Below are 20,472 nucleotides of genomic sequence, written 5' to 3'. Positions count from 1 at the left end.
CTTTACTTAGGCTGACTTCCATTGTTTATCTTCTTCTGTTGTTAAGTTCGTTGATTGCTTTTTTAATTTATGTTTTCTAGAAAGAATGAGCAGAATCATAGAAATGAAGGCTCCGATTAAGGCAGAACCTAACCAGACGCTGGCTCCTAATACTAATGGCTGGCCTTCTAGTAAAGCTAAAGAGAAAATCCCGGCGCCCGGCACATTCAATCCAATTCCGAAGAAAGCGACGATTCCGCCGGTCACGGCTGACCCGGCAATTAGTGACGGAATAACACGGAGCGGATCGTTAATCATGAACGGAATCGCCCCTTCTGTAATCCCCGCTAAACCAAGAAGCCATGTTTGTTTTCCAACCTCTTGTTCAGGTTTGGTATATAGATTCCTTGCAATAATCGTTGCTCCTGTCACGGCAAATGCAGATACCATTTTCACCGAAGCAAAAGCAGCATAAGGCATGATGTTGCCACTCGCCATAGCCCCAATACAGAATGTGTAGGCTGCCTTATTCACTGGTCCGCCAAGATCAAAGGAGACCATTGCGCCAATAACCGCCCCAAGTAAAATCGCATTTCCGCCTGACAAACCTTCCAGCCAGCTAATGAGCCCATTATTTAAAAAGGCTAAAGGCTCACCAATCACAAACAGCATGATCGCTCCGACAGATAATGTCCCGGCTACAGGATATAACCAGAAGCTGACAAAACCTGCGAATGTGCCTGATGTTTGCACATGCTTTTTCAAAAACTTAATAATATATCCGGCAAGAAAACCACCAAGCATCCCGCCTAAAAAGCCACTCTCAATCAGGTTTGCGGCAATCCCGGCTGCAAAACCTGGTCCAAGTGCCGGCTTATCACCAATTGAGTACGCCATGTACGCGGATAAAATCGGAATCATTAACGTTCCAAGCATTTCGCCGCCTAACTGACGGAACAACCAAAGCCAAGAACCTTCCTGATCATAAACCTCCTGCAGTCCAAAGGCTTGAGAGACTAGCACAGCGAAAGCCAATGTCATCCCGCCAGCTACAATAACAGGGATAATATATGAGATCCCAGTCATAATAGAGTCTTTAATTTCAGCTTTGAATGATTTTCCTTCCGGCTCCTCTTCTTCGAATTCATCATCTGCTTCTTCCCGTAAAGATGGGTCTCTTGATTTCTTAATCGCGTCCTCAATAATTCCCTTTGCATTTTTTAAAGGCGCTGCCACTGAAGTCGTTACCCTGGGAAGTTCTGCAAAACGTTCCTGGTCCTTCACGGCAACGTCAGCTGCAAATATTACTGCATCCGCACGACGAATGTCTTTTTTAGAATGCCGGTCTTCAATGCCGTTCGACCCTTGCTTCTCAACCTTCACCTCAGCATTTAGTTCCTTACCGGCTCTTACTAAGGCCTCAGCTGCCATGTACGTGTGCGCTATCCCGGCTGGACAGGCTGTTACAGCTAAGAGCAATTTATCTGATGTTGACTCCGCAGCTTCTGCTGTTTCCTCCTGATCAAGCGCTTCATAAAATGCCTCACTCGTCTTAGCTGCCATCAATTTTTCTTTATAGGACGGGTCAGCCATTCGTGTCATTAACTCAGCCAGCAGATTTAAATGGGTTGATCCCGCTTCATCTTCTGGAATAGCGAGCAGCATGACAAGCTCCACCTCGTTATTCTCATCGACGCTTTCCCAGTCTTTAATCGGCGTCTTTAACGTAGCTGCCGCAAATGCAGCCTGTTTAACCGATGTAGATTTGCCGTGGGGGATGGCTAACCCCCCTTCCATCCCCGTAGCCGACAGCGCTTCTCGTTCCATCACTGCATCATAAAAGTCCTCAGCTGAATGAAGCAGGCCTTCTTTATCTAATTGATCAACTAAATATCGAATCGCTTCCTCTTTTGTAGAGAAAGCTTGATCTGTACGAATTAAATTCGTTGACGTTAACTGTTGTAGTTTCACAACGTTTTCCTCCCTTCAACCTTCGTTCCATTTGAAAACAATGTAACACAAGATAAGTAAACGCTTTCTTTTATTTATAAAAGTACACTTCCTCAAAAAAATAAACCACTGATGTGTGTATTTATACACATCAAGTGGTTTCCCAAAAGATAGTAGAAAGATGCTGTAGTGCCAGCATAACCGGCGTCTTATCAGAAATGTTGTAGTTCTCAAGCATTCGTTTAGGCGAGTAAAAGAAAAAGCGATAATCCGCCATTTGTTCTAACGTATTACTTGAGAAATGAGTTAAAGAAACAATGCTGATTTCTTTTTCCTTCGCTAATTCACCGATTTCAATGATTTGTTCCGTTTCCCCAGACATGCTGATCAGAAAAAGAACGTCTTGTTTCTTCGCATGATTGATAGCATAAACCGCATCATGACGATGCAGGAAAAACTCAGCATTCATCCCCCCGATTTTAAAATGAGTGGCCATAATTTCACAAAAAGGAGCCGTATCCCCTACACCAAACAAGTACACGTGACGGGACTGCTTCATTTTTTTGGCTATTTTGCGGAGAATTTCTTCATCTAAAATATCCATCGTTTTGCGAATGTTATACTGCGCTGCATGTTCTTCCTCGTCTGGCTGCTCTTCTTTTAGACTGTTTTTCAGCTGGGAAAAACCATCATACCCTAGTTTCTTTGACAACCTGGTAATGGTATTCGGCACCGTATATAAGGATTTTGCTAATGCCTGGATCGAAGTGTCAACTATTGTTGCTTTATTAGCCAGGATATAGTCAATAATTTGATCATCTGTATCATTCAGTTTGTACTCATATTTATGGGCACGTTCTTTTAAATTCATAGGTTCACCTCATGGAAGGCCTGTTTGTGTGGCTTCCATTATAACATGTCTATAGAGAGGCCAATTAAAAGATGAACGAAAAAGTGAGAATATCCAATTAGTTGAACAGAACCTCCAGTGAGCTAAACCTTCAACAAATAATGCAGCAAAATCGAACTTGCAACTTGAACTACATAGTAAACTCCACAAAAAACAAAGTTATACACTCGTTCAATGTTTGTTTTCGACAGCAGTTTAAAGAATACAAAAACGGATAAGAGTAGAAACGGATTCAGTACAATAAAATAAATATTGTTATTCGGAATAATAATCGAACCATTAGTAAAAAAATTGGCTGCAGCCACTGGAAGATTGATCAGCATATTAGTTAAAATGACACAGCTGCAGATATACAAAAAGTCCATTTTCGTAGCACCGCTGTCGACAATTTTTCCAAAGATGTAAGTTAATATGCTGAACAAAAGAATACCAAAAATGTTAGCGGTGACGATGATAACCCCAATAACAAGCAGCACAATAATTAAAACGGTTGTATGGGACTCCAGTAATGGATCTGTCTTAAAGTAATTTAAAAAATATTGAAACACACTCGCATAAAATAAGAGAAACAAAGCCGTGATGACCAGCCACATCGAACCAATTCTGCGCATATTAGATTGAATAAGCATATGATCCTCCTATGCAGAAATATTAGGATTGATAAGGATCCAGAGCAATGCTCCTACGATAATGATCTGAACACCGACAATACTTATTTTTAAAGGTTTGGAATTTAGCCGGCCGACAAGCTGTGAGGCAGTTATGACCATGGAGAGTGTTAATAATACGATTCCGATAACCATCCTATCCATAGACACAAGTGTGACGGCAGCAATTAACATTACGAGCGAAACGATCCCTGTAATTTTATTCATTATGACCCATCTCCTTTTTCCTTTTAATACGTCACATACCATTCAATTAAAGCTGCAAAAAACAAAAAAATGATCACTTTACTGCCTATACAAAAGATACTAACCAGGTGCTCCTTTATAAGAGGAATAAATTTTTTTGAGGTGACAAACAATTCAATGAGAATGTGTAAGCCTTTAAAGCCAATCACACCAGCAAGGAGCAATGCTGGTATTTCAAGCACTCCGTGGGGAGCCAGTTTAAGAAAAACCTCCCAATTGCTCATTCCGTTATTTACGTGTTGTTTAATAGCTAATCCGACAATTAAGCCGTTCATTGCCAAATAGATGAGTGTAGGAATGCCTAGAAAAAATAGTCCTGAAGCTAGAATTAAACAGACAATTAAGTTATTCTCAAATAAACCCCAAAAGCTGGCGGGTTCAATAAACTCTTGATTGGATAAGCTGTCTGGATTCAGCAGGCTTCCTAAAGCAATAGTGACAGCAAATAAGCCAGAGGATATGAACAAAATAATTATATTTGATTTTGTCATCACATAGGAACGGTAAGTATTCACCAACATGCTCCCCTCCTCAGCTAACCCGCATAGTCATTTCCTCGTTGAATATAAACTTCTCTAATGTGCTCCTCTAATGAACGAATGTTAGTAGCTGAAGTTGAAAATTCCTCTACAATTTCTCCATTGTGCAGAATTCCAATTTTGTCACATAAAGAGTGAGCCAGTTCTATTAAGTGAGTAGTGAGCACCACGGTATTTTCTTTTGAAAAATCCTGTAAATACTCCTTAATGACCTGTGTACTGATCATATCGATCCCAGTTAAAGGCTCATCTAAAAGGATAATTTTCGGATCATTAATAATCGCTGCTGCTATCGATATTTTTTGTTTCATGCCGTTACTATACGTTTTAATTAACTCATTTCTCGCAGAGTTCAGTCCAAATAAATGAAGGAACTTATCAGCAAGAGATTTTCGTTCACCTTTGGGAATATCAAACATGGAGGCAGCAAATAGCAGGTACTCTTCCCCGCTTAAATATTCATACAAAGCAGGCGTGTCAGGAATAAAACTCAATTGCTCCGGTGTGTCACTTTGATTGGTCACTTTGACACCGTCAATTGTCATTGTCCCACTGTCTGCTTTCGTAAAGCCGGTCATAATTTCAAGAAGTGTCGTTTTTCCAGCTCCATTCGTTCCTACAATTCCATAGATGCTGCCTTTCTCTACTTCTAAATCTAATCCCCTTAAAACTTCATTGCTTCCATAACTCTTTTGAAGGTTGTTGATTTTAATCATAGTTGGTAAACACCTCTTTCAATTGCACCTTCTTCAAATACAATACTGTAGTGAAATAGGTGAAGGTAAAAAAGAATAAGACGAACGCACTTACGAGCACCGTGGTGAAAAACCCAAGACTAAGCCCCCATAGCTGCATTCCAAAAAACAATAAGCCGATAATAATCGTATAGAACACGGTTAGTGCGTTATTTAATAGATTGTTAATTTTACTTGCTTTGTTGGATTCACCGATTTCATAATAATGCTCCCAATTCATTCTAGGATACAAACCCGTAGTGGCAATTTGAAAAAGTCCTGAAAGAATGCCATAAGTTACAATAATAAGAAATGAAATAAGAACCGCCGAATAATCGGCGTTCAAGAAAAAGGTAATAATAAGTAAAAACAGAAGAGATATTGATGCTACGAAAATAAAATACGTGTACATCTTTTCCTTCACTAAATCGTATACTCGAAAGCTTTTATTAATGAATAAATACGCGTTTTTGGCCTCTCCATCAATCGCTAAAATCATTCGCAGGGAATCACCAACTAATTGAAAGATCGCAATGGATATTAAGCCAGAGATCGCAATGATAAACAACGATTCACTTACTCCAATAAAATGGTCGATTAAAGGAATAACCAATCCAACAAATAGCAGCAGTCCGAATATCGTTTTACTGATATGGCCGATAAACCAAGCATTCATTCGTCGAATATGGAGTAAATCTTTTATGAAAAATAGATGTTTCGCTTCGAGAATAGAGGTCTTATCTTTTTCGGAACTCATGACACGATTGATTTGATAGTAATCAATTAAATCAAACCTTCTCAGCAGAAGGAACCATAAGTAGAGAAAAACCAGGGAACCTATGCTTAATAGTATGGTGAAGAGAACTGATTCCACAAAGAACACTTGCGTGAACAAGTACGGGCTGATACCCAATTCACTTAACACCGTTTGATAGTTTTCTATAAACGGTCGTAACCGTTCACTAAACACATCCGTATTTACAAAATAAGAACTTACACTGTAAGGAATAAAAAAGAATAATAGACTAGCAGCGATAAAAACAATTCCATTATTCAAATAACGAATGGCATTCGCATAAAAAAGTTTTGAGAACAGGTAATGCAGCAGCGTGAAAAACATTAATAAAAATAGATTAAAAAATAGATAACCCGGGGCATAGACGACAATCAACAGCCATGAAATTTCTGAATGATGGATGGCTGCTCCTAAGAAAAGCGGTGCCAGGAAAATCATCCAAGTGAGCAGAGAGTATTTTACAGTGTTCCCTAACATAAAGGATACAACTTGCAACACTCTTATTTGTTTCGTTCGATTTAATAGTTTACTTGTATCTAAATAAAATAAATTTCTATGTTTGGAAAAGAAAGAGAAAGATTTGAGAATACTTAATCCTATGAATAACGTAAATAGCACAGAAACAAAATTCGTCATTTGGCCTTCTGGTATGAAAAAAGCGGTTAATACGTAGGACCCTGCAAATAACAGAAGAAACAAACCAAGTAGAACTAACGCTCCTGTTTTGTAAATAAATCCCAGAGTTAGGTGAGAAAAGTTCCAGTCATTTATGATCTTTCGCAGGTTAGACCTTTGGTTATAATAGATTAAAGAAAGAATTTTGTTAACGCTCATTAAACGATTCATAGTGATCACTCCCAAAAAGAATAGGGGGGCTTGATTTCTTACCAAGCAGCTGCTGCGTCAGTACCTCGTTTTTTAATCACGTACTTGATCCCGGAAATCCCGCCTGCTGCAAGAAGACCAGCACCAGAAACGCCTGCAATGACAGAGACGATGGTTAGAATAGTTGACCCACTATTTACCATGTTAATAACGGCGGATGCTGTACTTTGCGTCACTCCCAATTTAGTCGCAAGGAACCCAAACATTGAGCCCCCATCAACAGCAACACCTGAGACCTGCATAGTTGCTAAACCAAAAAGCAAAACTAAAACACTAGATAAAACGACAGTAGTAAAAACTCCAACATTCATACGGCTTAATTGCATGAAATCATTTCCCCTTTCCAAACTTATTGTGGTAAGCCCCCCTATCACAACTTACATTCTATTGGAATTTTTCCTAATTTTCTACATTTTATTTCCAATTTAGTGATAAAATACCAATTTCTTACGGTGGGGTGTAGGGTAAAGGCCTGTTTTACGGTGACTAATTTCATAGATATTAAGTTATAAATATCGATACAACTCTATAACTTTTCACTTAGATTCAACCTCTGTCCCAGCAAAAAACAAAAAAGCTGCCGAGTTTACTCGACAGCTTGAAGAGCTTCATTCTTTAGATGCTGCAGATATCTACTTAAACACCGGAGTAAGCTAAAAAACCACCATCTACAGGAACAGTGATTCCTGTGATGAAACCAGACATATTCTCGTCCGCCAGCCAAATTAAAGTACCGAGCAAATCCTCCGGCTTGCCAAATCTCTGCATTGGCGTATGACTGATAATTTTGTTTGAGCGCTTGGTTAAACTACCATCTTCGTGAGTCAGCAACTTCCTGTTTTGATCTGTAAGAAAAAAACCCGGAGCAATTGCATTGACTCTTATACCCACATCTGCCATATGAACGGCCAGCCATTGAGTAAAATTATTTATGCCAGCTTTAGCTGCACTATAAGCAGGTACTTTCGTCATAGGAGAAGGGGCACTCATTGAAGACATGTTAATAATAGAGGCTCCTTTCCTATTAACCATTCTCTTAGAAAAAACCTGGGTCGGGATAAACGTACCGACTAAATTTAAATCAAATACAAACTTAAACCCTTCGGTTGTCATATCAAAAAATGTTGTGAGTTCTTTTTGATCCAGATCCTCTTCTTGAAGAGTTTCGTTATCTGTAGCTCCTCCTGGATGGTTTCCTCCTGCACCGTTAATAAGCAAATCGCATATCCCCAGTTCAGAGGTTACAATTTCTTCTGCGCGATATACACTGTCTTTGTCGAGTACGTCGCAATGTACGAATAAAGCCGTTCCGCCACCATCTGTAATGGATTGTTCTACTTTCTTACCCGTTTGTTCGTTTCGATTTAATATAGCCACTCTTGCCCCAAGTCTGCCTAGCTCCTTAGCCATTGGACTGCACAGAACCCCGCTTCCTCCCGTAACAACAGCTACTTTTCCCTTTAGGTTGATATTATTTAACGTCATTAGCGATTCACCCTCCTTTGCGTTTTTGCGCTTAAGGCATCCCATATCCCCAACATATACATAATGCCGAGACCTCTATTATAAAGACCGTAACCCGGACGGCCCTCTTCTCCCCAAATATGTCTGCCGTGATCAGGTCTCATATAGCCGGCAAATCCATTCTCATGATAGGCTTCCATTACTTTGTAAATATCGACAGACCCCTCGTTACGTCTCGATAAAATCCCCGTTCTCATAAGTTTCCACATTTCTAACGTGGGCAAAATGAATGCGATCTGAAAACTCGTGAATCATTTCTGAAATATCATTTTGAGGGTCTGCGCCGAAAGAACCACTGCATAATGTTGTACCGTTGCAAGGGTCATCAACTAATTTTAGAAACCTTTGTACACTTTTCTTATTGGTTAGTATCCGTGGCAGCCCAAAAACTGACCAGGGCTGGTCATCAGGATGAATGCCCATTTTAATTCCATTTTCCTTAGCTGCTGGAATAACCTTTTCTAAAAAGTATTGTAAGTTTGACCAGAGATCTTCCTCAGTTACCTTCTTATATTTCTCAAACAAACTAGATAATTGTCCGAGTCGTTCAGGTTCCCAACCCGGCATCGTAAACGTAGAATCCAGTGCGATAGTACGGACAAGTTCATGGGGATCAATGTTCTCTACTTTCTCTCGTTCAAAGAACAATGCCGTTGACCCATCTTCCATTTCTTTATAGAGGTCGGTTCTTGTCCAGTCAAATACTGGCATGAAGTTATAACAAATCACTTCCACTCCTGCTTGAGCCAGCTTTTCGATCGTTTTAATATAGTTGTTTATATATTGATCTCGTGTCGGGAGACCCAGCTTAATATCCTCATGAACATTCACGCTTTCCACTACATCCATATGTAAACCTGAACTCTCGACTTGTTCTTTTACCTCTAGAATTCTGTCCATGGCCATTCTTCGCCAGCTGGAATATCATGAAGGGACCAGACAACTCCCTCAACCCCGGGTATCTGCTTTATATAACTTAACGGAATGCTGTCATTTCCTTCACCGAACCAGCGCATAGTCATTTTCATCTCGTCTACTCCCCCGTCTATATTACAGCTTAATGATCACTTTTCTTACGTGAGCAGAAGGATTTTCCATTAACTGAAAGGCTTCTTTAACATCAGAATAATCAAATTGATGACTCACTAAGTCTTTTACGTTTAGTTCTAAGGAGTTAAATAAACGAACCACTTTTTGAAACTGATGAGTCTGCAGTCTTGACCCGCATATGGTAAGTTCTTTTTTCGTAATATGAACTTGGGAGATGGCGGACAGTTCTTTCGCAAATCCAAGTAAAACTACTCGAGCAGCTGCGGATGTAAGAGAAACCGCCTGTTCGACCGTTTTCGATGTACCTACTGCGTCGATGACAACGTTGGCCCCTGATCCATCCGTCCACTGAGAGACCTTTTCTTCAACGTCAGTGATGCCAGGGTTAACTACCATATCAGCACCCCAGCTTTGAGCAAACTTCAGTCTCTCTTCATTAAAGTCAGATATAGCAACACTTGCTCCTGCTATTTTGGCCATTTTCAAACAACAGAGACCTATAGGGCCTGCTCCAATAATAAAAACATGGTCTCCGGACTGTACGTTCCCTCGGTAAACGGATTGTGCGCCAATTGTAAATGGCTCGATTAACGCAATTTCTGACCAATCTAATGAGGGATGTACACGGTGGACTAAGGAGTCCGGCACCACCATCATCTCAGACCCGCCTCCATCGCGATGCACACCATACACTTCAACGCTTTCACATACATTCGGCCTTTCTTGTTTACACGCGTAACATTCCCCGCAGGAGATCATAGGCTCTAGAACGACTTTATCGCCAATCGATAGATTAGTCACGGACTCACCGATCTCAATTACTTCTCCTGCCAGTTCATGTCCAATAATTCTCGGATAGCTGGCGAAAGGATTTTCTCCATGATAAATATGCATGTCTGACCCACATATTCCCATCGATCTTATTCTTATTTTCACTTCATTTGCATCTGTTAACTCAGGCTCTTCTTTATCTACGATGTTTAAAACACCTGGTTTTTTCACTTCAATAGCTTTCAACGATAATCCCCCGTTTATTAATCAAATAAGCTTGGCAGGAACAGTGTTAACTCAGGAATAAAACTAACAAGCAATAGTACGAACAAACTTACAGCTAAAAATGGCAGAAGAGCTATAGAAGCTTTTCCAAGAGAAACCTTTCCAATGCTTGAAGCCACAAACAAACATACGCCTACTGGCGGTGTAGACAGTCCGATCATTAAGTTTAGAACCATGACTACTCCAAAATGGACAGGGTCCATGCCTATATGCGTTGCTACTGGCAGAAGCACAGGAAACAGGATAACTAGAGCTGCAATCGTCTCCATAAATGTTCCAACGAACAAAAGTAATAAATTCAAAAGCAGGATGACCACAATAGGATTTTCAGAAAATGATAGTATACTGTCGGCAACAAGCTGTGGAATATTTTCACTAACTAATATCCAGCCGAACAAATTAGCAAAGCCGACTAAAATCATTATTCCAGCCGTACTTACCATTGAATCTAGAAATACCTTTGGAATCATTTTCAATTTGAGGTCACGATAGACTAGAAGTCCGACAATTAATGCATAAACCACGGCCACAATGGATGCTTCTGTGGGAGTAAAGAAACCACTTAAAATTCCAAATAATATAACAACCGTCATCATTAACGCCCAGAAAGCACCTGAAAATGATTTGATAACTACGGAAAGATGCTGGCGCTCCCCTTTTGGATAGTTTTTCTTTTTGGATATGATGTACGTTATTACCATTAAACAAATACCCAGTAAAACCCCGGGAATCGTGCCGGCTAAAAATAAATCTCCAATGGATACTGTAGCTAATGTCCCTAAAATAATCATGGGAAGCGAGGGCGGAATAATCGGTCCAATGGTCGATGAAGAAGAAGTCACAGCAACTGCAAAGGATGAATCATATCCTTCTTTCTTCATAGCAGGAATCATAACTGAACCTATGCTGGCTGTATCCGCCAGTGCAGTTCCTGAAATTCCGGCAAATCCCATAGATGAACCTACGTTAGCCAAGCCCAGTCCACCTCTTATATGCCCAACAATGTTATTAGTGAATTTAATAATCCGATCCGTAATTCCTCCAGCGTTCATTAAATTACCTGCCAGAATAAACCCTGGAATACACAGCAATGTAAAGGAGTTAATCCCTCCAAACATCTTTTGCGGGATTATATTTAAAGGGATCTCAGCTAATAATATGTATAGTAGTGAAGAGATACCTAAACTAAAGGCAATTGGCACACTAAATGAAATCAAAACAAGAAAAGAAATAAATAAAATCATGGCCATAATTACCTTACACCTTCTTTCTGCTCACTCTTTAACACAACATAGATATTAATGAAGCTATAAATTGTTAAAAGAGAAAATGTGAGTACCATACTTAAATTTATATAAAACATTTCGACCGCCATCGTTGCGGAGGATTTGTTTTCTCCTAATAAGGCAAACTCATAGGCATAGTAAATTAGAAAGGCGGAAAATGCGCCAACCAGTAAATAAATAAAAGAATCTACATATTTCATTATTTTAGACGAGAGCACTTCCAAGAGAAAATCTACTCTGACATACTCCCGTTTTTCCATGGCAAGTGGTGCAGATACAGCAATGGCATAGATGAACAGGAACCGTGAGAGCTCTTCAGTCCATACAAAAGAAAAAGTAGTATAGCGGCCTGTGATTTGAATGAGGACAACAATAACCAATGCCATAAATAGCAGCACTGTAAGAACCTTAAGTAAACCACTTAATAATTTTATAAGTTGCATGATTGATCATCCTTTAGATGTTAATAGATAAACACCCCCCCTTTTAGGGAAGAATGTTTATCTAAGCATTATTCTCCAGCTTCAAGTATTCTTTCATAAAGATCTAATTGAACGTCATCAAAACTGCTTTCCACGCCCGGCTGCATCTTTTCAGCAAATGCTTCCTGATCTACTTCTACAAATTCCATGCCTTCTTCTTTCAGCTCTTCCTCAATTTCCTTAGTCTCTGTTTCATACAACTCCATCCCATATTCCTGTGCTTCTTCAGCAGCTTCTTGGACGGACGCCTGTAAATCTTCATCCAATTCTTCAAACTGATCATTTCCGATAACAACATAAATCCAGGAGTACACGTGCTCCGTCACATTTACATAGTCTTGAACTTCAGCTAACCCTCCACTTTGAATAAGATCTACCGGATTTTCCTGCCCATCAATTACACCTTGCTGCAACCCAGTAAATACTTCGCTGAAATCCATGGCTTGAGGCCTTGCGCCTGCTTCCTCCCAGGCTTTCATGAATAGCGGTACATTAGGAACCCTCATTTTAAATCCGCTTAAATCTTCTGGTGTTTCAATTTTCTCGTTGGAGGTTAAATTTCTAGGCGCTCTTATGTGATAATAAAGAGGGGTTACGCCTACATCTTCTTTAACGCTTTCCTCGATCTCAGATCCAATATCTCCCTCAACTACCTTTTGTAGATGCTCCTCATTATTAAATGCGTATGGTGTAGCCATAAGAGCAGCTTCCGGTGCCCAATTTTCCATCGTTTCCCCAGATATAGTTAGATCAGCTGTCCCTGCTTTAATGCTGTCCAGCACTTCCGTTTCAGACCCTAATTCTTCATTAGGGTAAAGATCAATTTCGATCTGGCCATCCGTTTTCTCGTTTACTAGTTCGGCAAACTTCTCTGCCGTTTTATGCCATTGGTGATCTTCATTCGATAAATGGCCAAGCTTCCAAGTGATTGTATCACCTGATCCTGAAGCACCTTCATCCCCTCCACAAGCAGCCAGAGCAAAGACTAACAGTCCAGAAAAAAATAACGCAGCTTTTTTCTTCATTACAATTCCTCCTTAAATATTGGTTTTATGTATTTAGCAGGCTTAAGAATTCAAGTAATCGTATATGCTTTGAGGAATTGGAATCCCTTCAGCTTTATATTTCTCTTCTTTTAATTGTTCTGGTTCGCCCGGAACTAAGACGGAAGAAAATCCTTCGGCTGGTTTCACATCATGTAAATCATCAATCATTTGATCCATATTATTAAGAAATTCATTCTTATCAATAAATAAACCAGGGTCAATCGTTACGATCATATGACTTAACTCTCGATTCTTTTTGTAATCTCCATACATCGTAGAAATATTTGGACCAAATGCACCGCCTGTTAAAATCCCTGTTAACACATCAACGACTAGTCCGAGACCGTATCCTTTTGGTCCTCCTGAAGGTAACAAGTACTTTACAAGATTAGGGTCTGTTACTGGATTCCCTTTTTCATCTACTCCCCAGTTATCAGGGATAGAATCACCCGTTTCCCTTGCATGTAATACTTTTCCTAAAGCTACATTACTCGTAGCCATATCTAATATAACGGGACGATGCTGAGAAGCTGGAAAACCGTAAGCAATCGGATTCGTTCCAAAAAAAGGCTCTGCTCCTCCAAAAGGAACAACCGCACTGTCTGTATGTGTCATAATCATACTGATCGTTTCTTGATCAGCAGCTTGTTGAGCGAAGTATGATAAAGCACCACAGTGACTGCTGTTTACAATTCCGACAATCCCTATTCCATTTTCTTTTGATAACTTGATTGCTTCGTCCATTGCATTTTTCGTTATTACGTGACCCATGCCATTGTCCCCGTCATACATTAAGGCTGATGAACCTTTTTTAGTTGCATCAAATCGAGGATTAGCATTCATTCCTCCTTGTGTCATTCTTTTAACATAGTGTTCCGTACGTAATACGCCATGAGAACTGACCCCGCGGAGGTCCGCATGTACTAATACATCCGCCACCACTTCAGCATGCTCCTGACTTACGTTAGCTTCACTAAGTTTTGTAACAACTAACGATTTTAGTTCTTTTTCATTAACAATAACTTGTGACATGTTGTCTCCCCCTTGCTAATTTAAAACGCTTACATTCTTTCTGCCTCTAACTTAGTTTTAACTTCTCCTTTCACCTCTAACTTGTTGCATCCTTCACTAAATCGGTTTAGTAAACCGATTCACTAAACCGATTTAGTAAATATTAACATAATGTAAGCGCTTTTAAAATAGAGAATTATAATTATTTTAAATTTTATTAATTGTCAATCAACTAAAACAGTCAAAGTATGTAATGAAAGCAGTTTTAATTTTTATAACAAGAAGTTCACGTGGAAACAGCTGACTATATCGAAGAGTTGAATGAAGCTGTCCTTGAGGAACGGGTGAATCACGGAAAAAACCTCTCAAAGAAAAGGAGGAAGTGAAGAAAACCAAAGTGGATATACCGTATGAGAAAAGAGAAAGCCGAGCGTAGCTTCGCAGATTCAAAAGAACTGCATGGGCTGCGCTATTGCCGCTTGCGTGGCGCTGATGACGGCTGCCTGCCAGAACATGAAAAAGGTTGCCCTTCACCTAACCAAGGTGAGTTAGGTGAAGGAGAGTTTTTTTTCGGTGAAGGGCGGTCAAATACCAGGAGACTCCTGCGGAAAAACGGGCGATCCGAGACCCCGCAGTGGGGTTTTCACGAGGAGGCTCGGGCGTTCGTCCGCGGAAAGCGAGTGGTATTTGTCCGCACGGGTGCACAAAAAAAGCTTGTAGGAAAACACGGGGTTTCTCTACAAGCTGAGCGTGAACTTTATAAAAGTTCACGCTTTCTATGTTCTTTAAAATTCAATACGATGTTTATACCTTTCAACAAGCTTACTATTATGTTCTTCCACCCCATCCAGATTTCCGCTCATGAATACAGGAGGCACTTCTCCCATTTCCTTAAGGCGAACTACAGTTTTCGCCAGCAGATCCTGAATTAATGCAACACCCACCACTGAAGACAAAGGCGCGAACGCGGTTGGGACCCCTTCTTCTTTTAAAAGGGCATCGCCCAGCGGAACCTGGGTGTCAATGACCGCATCGACGACATCTTCTAAGCGTTTGCCCGACTCGTGACGAGACGGCTGGTTTGATGCATATTCCATCGACAGCATGCCGATCACGTAAGCGCATTTTTTGCGGCCGAATTTTGCTGCATCGATGGGTGCCGGATTACGGCCGGATGTAGATATAACGATAAGCACATCTTCTTCACGTACGTCTTCCTCAGCTATATGATCTTGTACTAAATGTGACGTTTTTTCATACACACTTGACTTCACAGCACCGTGGTGAAGCATCAACGGTTCAATGATGATGGGCCGGACGGGAACGAGACCTCCTGCCCGGTAGTAAGGCTCCTGAGCCAGCAAACTGGAGTGACCACAGCCAAACAAGTGAATAATCCCGCCGGCTTTTAGTTTCTCTGCGATCGTTTGACTGATTGAAGTCATCCGCTCGTTCGTGGACTCTTCTAAGCGGAGGATTTGTTCAGCGGCCTTTGATAAATACGACAAGCTTCCCCCTCCTTACATACGATAAATATCACTAATGAATTTGTAGCGGTCAGCTCGATAAGACGATTTGACGACTTCAAAAGGAGTTCCATCCGCTAAGCAGCTGTGCCGCTCGATCGACAAAATAGCTGAGCCTACAGGAATATCCAATAAAGCAGCTTGGTTCTCATCAGCCGTGGTTGCTTCAATCACTTGGTGAGCTTTTCCGATCGCCTGCTTTTTCATTTTTTCAATGTAGCTGTATAGCGAACCATGAACCGCCTGTTCATTTAGATCAGGAAACATATCGACGGATAGAAAATTTGTTTCAATTGCCATTGGCTTTTTGTCGGCGTAGCGAATCCGTTGAATTTTGTAAACGGATGCCTCTTCCTTCGTTTCTAATTTCCGTGAAATATCGTAGGGTGCGCTTACTTTTTCAAAGGTAAGCAATTTACTGCTCGCTTCCATTCCCCGCGTTTTCATATCTTCAGTAAAACTGGTCAGCCCCTGGAGAGGCTGTTCAATTTTCTCCTCCGCCACAAAAGTTCCCCGGCCTTTCTCACGATATAAGACGCCTTCATTGACCAGGTTCGTAATTGCCTGCCTGACAGTCATACGGCTCACCTCAAAGGTTTCAGACAGCTCGCGTTCGGATGGAATCATGTCAAAGGTCTTAAATTCTTTGTTTTTGATGCGCTGCTTAAGATCTTCTTCAATCTGATAATAAATCGGGAGTGGTGATTGTTTATCAACCATTTTCTATTGGGTCTCCTCTCCTTGTCCAACTTTTTGATAGGCTTCTTCGTCTACTATAAGCGTAACATTTTTATGATTCTTCAAGGCAGAGGCTGGCAGATCCTCGCTTGGCTCTTCTTCAACTAAGCGTTGAATAGCGTCTACTTTCCGTTCGCCAGAAGCAATTACGACGATCTTATTACTTTTTAATATGGACTTGATCCCCATCGTAATGGCTTGCTTCGGTACAGCGTCAATGGAGTCAAAAAATCGGGCATTAGCCTGCCTTGTCGACTCTTCCAATTGAATGAGGTGGGTTTCCCGGGCAAACGGGGTTCCTGGTTCGTTAAAGCCGATGTGTCCATTTTGCCCGATTCCGAGCAGCTGAAGATCCGGCGGGCCGATCTCTTCGATAAATTGTTCGTATTGTTCACATTCTTCCTGCAGATCCTTCGCTTTCCCATTCGGAATGTACGTGTGTTCAGGATTAATGTTAATGTGATCAAATAAATGCTTTCTCATAAAATAATGATAGCTTTGCGGATCGTTTTTGTCTAAACCGATATATTCATCTAGATTCAGCGTTTTTACGTGGCGATAATCCACAGAACGATGCTGGAATCCCTTAATCATTTCGTTATACGTCCCCAGAGGAGAACCTCCTGTGGCTAAGCCGAGCACGGAATCCGGCTGCTCTTTCACCTGATGTTCGATAAGTTCGCACGCTTTTTCACTTAATTCCTGCTTGTTCTTCGTGATGATCACCTTCATCGTGTCGTCTCCTTTCGTTCATAGGCAATTACACCGCGGCAAACCGTCATCTCTACGTTGTAATTCTCATCAAGAAGCACAAGGTCCGCATCTTTTCCTTCTTCAAGTTTCCCTTTACGGTCGTCGACGCCTAATTGTACCGCAGCATTGGTGGATGTAATCCGTGCAAGGTCGCTGAGCGTCAGGTTTATATTTTCTTCCATATGAGAAGCCGCTTCTTCTAACGTTAGAATACTTCCTGCTAAGGTTCCGTCCGATAACCGTGCTTCTTTTCCTTTGACATGAACCTCTTGTCCGCCTAAGTCATAGGCTCCTTCTGGAAGACATTTCGCTCTCATCGCATCCGTGATTAAAATCGTACGGTCCGCTTTCGTATGATGATACGCCAGTTTCACTGCCTCCGAACGGGCATGGACATGATCTACAATCATTTCTACCATCAGCTTAGGATTTAAAAAGGCCGCTCCGACAACACCAGGTTCCCGGTGATGCATGCCGCTCATTTGATTGTACAAATGCGTCACGTGGCGCGCCCCGGCTTCTACGGCTTCTGTCACTTGTTCATACGTGGCGTCGCTATGCCCTACGGAAGCAACAATGCCTTTTTGACTGACGTGTGTAATAAAATCCGCTGCCCCATTTACCTCAGGAGCTATTGTCACAAGACGAATGTGATCTCCGCTTTTCTTGTTCCATTGATCGAACAGCTCGATGGAAGGAGGTGCAATATGTGTCAGAGGCTGAGCCCCGGCTTTATTTCTTGAAATAAAAGGTCCTTCTAAGTGAATACCCAGCACTTCAGCCAGGCCATCTGCTTGTTCATTTTTCATATAGTTCCCGACGTTCGTTACAGCTTTTGAAATCTCATCATTTGACTGCGTCATCGTTGTGGCAAGGAAGCTTGTCGTTCCTTCCTGAGGCAGCACAGCCGCCATGCCACGTAAAGCTTCTTCGCTTGAATCCATTACATCATGACCATTGGCTCCGTGTATATGAACGTCAATAAACCCAGGCACAAGGGCCCTTCCTTTTCCCTCAATCGTTACATCTGCTCCGCCGAATGAATGACGTGCGATTGCGGTGATTTTTCCATTTTCTACATACAGGGAACCGTTTTCGATTGTTGCTTCCGGGGTCACAATCGTTACGTTTGTCCACTCGATACTTCCTGCCATCGTCTCACTCCTTATCATCAACGAAGGGAGAAGCAAGAAACTTCCCCCTGCTTTATTATTGAATGGTTAAAATTCCGGTTTGGCCTTCTGTCTGCATCCCTTGCTTAAGGAGGGTCACTGATTCGTTTTCCAGATTTGTGAAAATAATCGGTGTGACAACAGAAGGAGCTTTGCTTTTCACATACTCAAGGTCGATACGCAGCAGCGGGTCGCCTTGCTTTATAGACTGACCAGCTTCCACTAAGGTTTCAAATCCTTCTCCATTTAGTTTAACGGTATCCAGTCCTACGTGAACGAGCATTTCTAAACCATTGTCCATTTCAAGCCCAAACGCATGCTTCGTTGGAAAAACCTGCACAACTCTGCCGTTTATCGGAGAGTTGAATGTTTCTCCCTTAGGATCAATTGCAAATCCAGGTCCCATCATGCCTTGCGCAAACACTTCATCGGGCACTTCTTCAAGAGCCATAACTTTCCCTTTAATCGGCATCGTAAATTCGTGTTCACTCAAGTTACGAAAACCTTGAGCCACTTCTTCCTGTTTAGCTGGCTGCTTTTCATTATGCACGGGAGGGGCGTTGTTTCCATACTCCATCCGTTTTCTCATCGCTTCTGCTAAAAACTCTACTGACGTGCCGACAATGACCTGAAGGTTTTGCTTTCCAACCTTCATCACACCACGAGCACCGTACGATTTTAATGCTTTTTCATTGACCTTATCACGCTCATCCATCTGCAGACGCAGGCGTGTCGTACAATAATCGAGGGATTTAATATTATCAGCTCCTCCGAGCGCTTCCAGGTAGCGATAAGCTTTTACATCTTGGTCATCCATCTGTTCTCCCGGCTGCCCGACTTCCTGCGATTCTTCTACGAAATCTTCGTCTTCATCTTCACGACCCGGTGTTTTCAAGTCGAGCTTGATGATTAAGAAGTAAAACACGACGAAATAAATGGCTGCAAATACCAAACCTACGACAATCAGAAGAAGTGGATTTTGAGCAATTCCATAGTTTAGAGTAAAATCGATTAACCCTGCGGAGAAACCAAATCCATGTCTGATATCAAGCATAAAGGCTGTGACCATTGCTGCCCCTGTCAACAAGGAGTGCACGAAATAAAGCAGTGGGGACAAGAACATAAAAGAGAATTCAATTGGTTCAGTAACACCAGTTAGAAAGGAAGTTAAGCCAATACTTAAGAACATGCCGCCGACAGCTGCTTTACGATGTTTTTTCGCTGCAGCATACATCGCTAAACAAGCAGCCGGCAGCCCGAACATCATAATAGGGAAGAAGCCGGCCAAGAAATACCCGGCCTCTGGATCACCATTTAAGAAACGGTTAATTTCGCCGCGGACAACATCCCCGGCCCCAGTGGAAAATGTTCCAAAATCAAACCAGATTACAGCATTCATTACATGGTGTAATCCGACTGGAATAAACAAACGGTTCAGCACCCCATACACACCGACACCAATTTCACCGGAGTTTAAGATCCAGTTTGCAGTAGAATCGAGGACGTACTGTGGATACACCCATAAATAACCAAAAACAAACGAAAGTACTACCATAGTGAGGGAAGTAATTATTGGTACAAACCTTTTTCCGCCAAAGAATGATAGAAACTCAGGGAACTTTACGTCATTGTATCGGTTGTACAGCATACCAGCGATCACCCCGGCAATAATCCCGGCAAACACACCCATATCAATGTCATCATTAATGCCTTCAATTCCGCTTTCAAGAACTAAAACACCAACCGCACCTGCAAGAGCTGCGGCCCCGTTGCCATCCTTCGCGAATCCCATCGCTATCCCAATCGCAAAAATGAGCGACAGGTTTTCAAGGATTCCATTTCCCGCTGCTGTAACAAACGGGATATCAAGCATATCGTCCATACCAAGGCGCACGAGAAGAGCAGCGGCTGGTAACGTTGCAATGGGAAACATGAGTGACTTCCCAATCCGTTGTAAGAAATTTAACATGATTATTCTCCTCTTAGATTTTTTATGTGAAAACGTTTCATATAAGTAATTTACCATTACGGAGTATAGTTGTCTATACCAATTGGATAAAAGATTACTTTCACCTGTATTTAGAGTGGGGAGAAGTCGTCATCCTTATGTAAAAAAAGTCT

General features: G+C 41.5%; 19 protein-coding genes and 2 pseudogenes. 1 reads left to right on the top strand and 20 read right to left on the bottom strand.

The features are described 5' to 3' along the window. Window positions 1–6 precede the first annotated feature (6 nt). The 15 genes and pseudogenes from mngA to allD all read right to left on the bottom strand — a co-directional run bounded on the left by mngA (window position 7) and on the right by allD (window position 14,183). Window positions 7–1,950, bottom strand: coding sequence for a PTS 2-O-a-mannosyl-D-glycerate transporter subunit IIABC (gene mngA, locus ACGTNH_RS05355; protein ID WP_394585565.1), 1,944 nt, complete (start codon window positions 1,948–1,950; stop codon window positions 7–9). Window positions 1,951–2,080: 130 nt separating this feature from the next. Beyond that, on the bottom strand, window positions 2,081–2,800 hold the full coding sequence (locus tag ACGTNH_RS05350; protein WP_394585564.1) for a MurR/RpiR family transcriptional regulator: 720 nt from the start codon (window positions 2,798–2,800) through the stop codon (window positions 2,081–2,083). A 122-nt stretch (window positions 2,801–2,922) separates the two neighbouring features. Then, window positions 2,923–3,468, bottom strand: coding sequence for a hypothetical protein (locus ACGTNH_RS05345; protein ID WP_394585563.1), 546 nt, complete (start codon window positions 3,466–3,468; stop codon window positions 2,923–2,925). 9 nt (window positions 3,469–3,477) lie between these two features. Beyond that, on the bottom strand, window positions 3,478–3,714 hold the full coding sequence (locus ACGTNH_RS05340) for a hypothetical protein (protein ID WP_394585562.1): 237 nt from the start codon (window positions 3,712–3,714) through the stop codon (window positions 3,478–3,480). 23 nt (window positions 3,715–3,737) lie between these two features. Next, the gene (locus ACGTNH_RS05335; protein WP_394585561.1) at window positions 3,738–4,274 is read right to left on the bottom strand and encodes a stage II sporulation protein M; all 537 of its coding nucleotides are present in this window, start codon (window positions 4,272–4,274) and stop codon (window positions 3,738–3,740) included. A 14-nt stretch (window positions 4,275–4,288) separates the two neighbouring features. Beyond that, on the bottom strand, window positions 4,289–5,008 hold the full coding sequence (locus ACGTNH_RS05330) for an ABC transporter ATP-binding protein (protein WP_394585559.1): 720 nt from the start codon (window positions 5,006–5,008) through the stop codon (window positions 4,289–4,291). Continuing rightward, a complete protein-coding gene (locus ACGTNH_RS05325; protein ID WP_394585557.1) occupies window positions 5,001–6,668 on the bottom strand; it encodes a hypothetical protein in 1,668 nt (555 codons plus the stop codon). Before ACGTNH_RS05325 ends, ACGTNH_RS05330 begins: the two co-directional genes overlap by 8 nt. A gap of 38 nt (window positions 6,669–6,706) precedes the next feature. Further along, entirely contained in the window at window positions 6,707–7,033 is a 327-nt protein-coding gene (locus ACGTNH_RS05320; protein WP_394585556.1) for an uberolysin/carnocyclin family circular bacteriocin, read from the bottom strand. A gap of 310 nt (window positions 7,034–7,343) precedes the next feature. After that, entirely contained in the window at window positions 7,344–8,192 is an 849-nt protein-coding gene (locus ACGTNH_RS05315) for an SDR family oxidoreductase (RefSeq protein ID WP_394585555.1), read from the bottom strand. Next, window positions 8,192–9,259 (bottom strand): annotated as a pseudogene (gene uxuA, locus ACGTNH_RS05310) (mannonate dehydratase). The gene ACGTNH_RS05315 and the pseudogene uxuA overlap by 1 nt, the downstream one beginning before the upstream one ends. 22 nt (window positions 9,260–9,281) lie before the next feature. Then, entirely contained in the window at window positions 9,282–10,298 is a 1,017-nt protein-coding gene (locus ACGTNH_RS05305; RefSeq protein ID WP_394585554.1) for a zinc-binding alcohol dehydrogenase family protein, read from the bottom strand. Window positions 10,299–10,315: 17 nt separating this feature from the next. Further along, complete coding sequence (locus ACGTNH_RS05300) at window positions 10,316–11,590, bottom strand: TRAP transporter large permease (protein ID WP_394586138.1); 1,275 nt, start codon at window positions 11,588–11,590, stop codon at window positions 10,316–10,318. Beyond that, on the bottom strand, window positions 11,590–12,066 hold the full coding sequence (locus tag ACGTNH_RS05295) for a TRAP transporter small permease (RefSeq protein WP_394585553.1): 477 nt from the start codon (window positions 12,064–12,066) through the stop codon (window positions 11,590–11,592). The genes ACGTNH_RS05300 and ACGTNH_RS05295 overlap by 1 nt, the downstream gene beginning before the upstream one ends. Window positions 12,067–12,134: 68 nt before the next feature. Next, the gene (locus ACGTNH_RS05290) at window positions 12,135–13,130 is read right to left on the bottom strand and encodes a TRAP transporter substrate-binding protein (protein ID WP_394585552.1); all 996 of its coding nucleotides are present in this window, start codon (window positions 13,128–13,130) and stop codon (window positions 12,135–12,137) included. 42 nt (window positions 13,131–13,172) lie between these two features. Beyond that, window positions 13,173–14,183 (bottom strand): ureidoglycolate dehydrogenase, encoded by a 1,011-nt coding sequence (allD, locus tag ACGTNH_RS05285; RefSeq protein ID WP_394585551.1) that lies wholly within the window; start codon window positions 14,181–14,183, stop codon window positions 13,173–13,175. Between the two features lie 374 nt (window positions 14,184–14,557). Between allD and ACGTNH_RS05280 the strand changes: the two are divergent. Then, window positions 14,558–14,714 (top strand): annotated as a pseudogene (locus ACGTNH_RS05280) (transposase); the annotation flags it as partial. A 233-nt stretch (window positions 14,715–14,947) separates the two neighbouring features. Here ACGTNH_RS05280 and ACGTNH_RS05275 read toward each other — a convergent pair. Genes ACGTNH_RS05275 through nagE form a run of 5 tightly spaced genes read right to left on the bottom strand, consistent with a single transcriptional unit; the run spans window position 14,948 to window position 20,320 of the window. Continuing rightward, window positions 14,948–15,670: a sugar isomerase domain-containing protein gene (locus tag ACGTNH_RS05275; protein ID WP_394585550.1), complete on the bottom strand. Its 723-nt coding sequence runs from the start codon at window positions 15,668–15,670 to the stop codon at window positions 14,948–14,950. Between the two features lie 12 nt (window positions 15,671–15,682). After that, on the bottom strand, window positions 15,683–16,408 hold the full coding sequence (locus tag ACGTNH_RS05270; RefSeq protein WP_394585549.1) for a GntR family transcriptional regulator: 726 nt from the start codon (window positions 16,406–16,408) through the stop codon (window positions 15,683–15,685). A 3-nt stretch (window positions 16,409–16,411) separates the two neighbouring features. After that, window positions 16,412–17,158: a glucosamine-6-phosphate deaminase gene (gene nagB, locus ACGTNH_RS05265; protein ID WP_394585547.1), complete on the bottom strand. Its 747-nt coding sequence runs from the start codon at window positions 17,156–17,158 to the stop codon at window positions 16,412–16,414. Continuing rightward, window positions 17,155–18,333 carry an N-acetylglucosamine-6-phosphate deacetylase gene (nagA, locus tag ACGTNH_RS05260; RefSeq protein ID WP_394585546.1) on the bottom strand — a complete coding sequence of 393 codons (1,179 nt, stop codon included), beginning with the start codon at window positions 18,331–18,333 and terminating at the stop codon, window positions 17,155–17,157. The genes nagB and nagA overlap by 4 nt, the downstream gene beginning before the upstream one ends. Before the next feature lie 55 nt (window positions 18,334–18,388). Beyond that, the gene (gene nagE / locus ACGTNH_RS05255; RefSeq protein ID WP_394585544.1) at window positions 18,389–20,320 is read right to left on the bottom strand and encodes an N-acetylglucosamine-specific PTS transporter subunit IIBC; all 1,932 of its coding nucleotides are present in this window, start codon (window positions 20,318–20,320) and stop codon (window positions 18,389–18,391) included. Window positions 20,321–20,472: the final 152 nt, after the last annotated feature.

The sequence above is a fragment of the Halobacillus sp. B23F22_1 genome (genome assembly GCF_043497005.1).
Lineage (GTDB): Bacteria > Bacillota > Bacilli > Bacillales > Halobacillaceae > Halobacillus_A.
Note: the sequence above shows the minus strand (reverse complement) of the source record. Positions and strands in the feature narration are given on the sequence as shown.

What these genes read in the sequence shown, in the direction of transcription:
- nagA (WP_394585546.1), bottom strand. Translation starts at nt 18,333, where the DNA reads ATGGCAGGAAGTATCGAGTGGACAAACGTAACGATTGTGACCCCGGAA.
- ACGTNH_RS05340 (WP_394585562.1), bottom strand. Translation starts at nt 3,714, where the DNA reads ATGAATAAAATTACAGGGATCGTTTCGCTCGTAATGTTAATTGCTGCC.
- ACGTNH_RS05330 (WP_394585559.1), bottom strand. Translation starts at nt 5,008, where the DNA reads ATGATTAAAATCAACAACCTTCAAAAGAGTTATGGAAGCAATGAAGTT.
- ACGTNH_RS05290 (WP_394585552.1), bottom strand. Translation starts at nt 13,130, where the DNA reads ATGAAGAAAAAAGCTGCGTTATTTTTTTCTGGACTGTTAGTCTTTGCT.
- ACGTNH_RS05270 (WP_394585549.1), bottom strand. Translation starts at nt 16,408, where the DNA reads ATGGTTGATAAACAATCACCACTCCCGATTTATTATCAGATTGAAGAA.
- allD (WP_394585551.1), bottom strand. Translation starts at nt 14,183, where the DNA reads ATGTCACAAGTTATTGTTAATGAAAAAGAACTAAAATCGTTAGTTGTT.
- ACGTNH_RS05325 (WP_394585557.1), bottom strand. Translation starts at nt 6,668, where the DNA reads ATGAATCGTTTAATGAGCGTTAACAAAATTCTTTCTTTAATCTATTAT.
- ACGTNH_RS05335 (WP_394585561.1), bottom strand. Translation starts at nt 4,274, where the DNA reads ATGTTGGTGAATACTTACCGTTCCTATGTGATGACAAAATCAAATATA.
- ACGTNH_RS05315 (WP_394585555.1), bottom strand. Translation starts at nt 8,192, where the DNA reads ATGACGTTAAATAATATCAACCTAAAGGGAAAAGTAGCTGTTGTTACG.
- ACGTNH_RS05320 (WP_394585556.1), bottom strand. Translation starts at nt 7,033, where the DNA reads ATGCAATTAAGCCGTATGAATGTTGGAGTTTTTACTACTGTCGTTTTA.
- ACGTNH_RS05345 (WP_394585563.1), bottom strand. Translation starts at nt 3,468, where the DNA reads ATGCTTATTCAATCTAATATGCGCAGAATTGGTTCGATGTGGCTGGTC.
- nagE (WP_394585544.1), bottom strand. Translation starts at nt 20,320, where the DNA reads ATGTTAAATTTCTTACAACGGATTGGGAAGTCACTCATGTTTCCCATT.
- ACGTNH_RS05350 (WP_394585564.1), bottom strand. Translation starts at nt 2,800, where the DNA reads ATGAATTTAAAAGAACGTGCCCATAAATATGAGTACAAACTGAATGAT.
- ACGTNH_RS05295 (WP_394585553.1), bottom strand. Translation starts at nt 12,066, where the DNA reads ATGCAACTTATAAAATTATTAAGTGGTTTACTTAAGGTTCTTACAGTG.
- nagB (WP_394585547.1), bottom strand. Translation starts at nt 17,158, where the DNA reads ATGAAGGTGATCATCACGAAGAACAAGCAGGAATTAAGTGAAAAAGCG.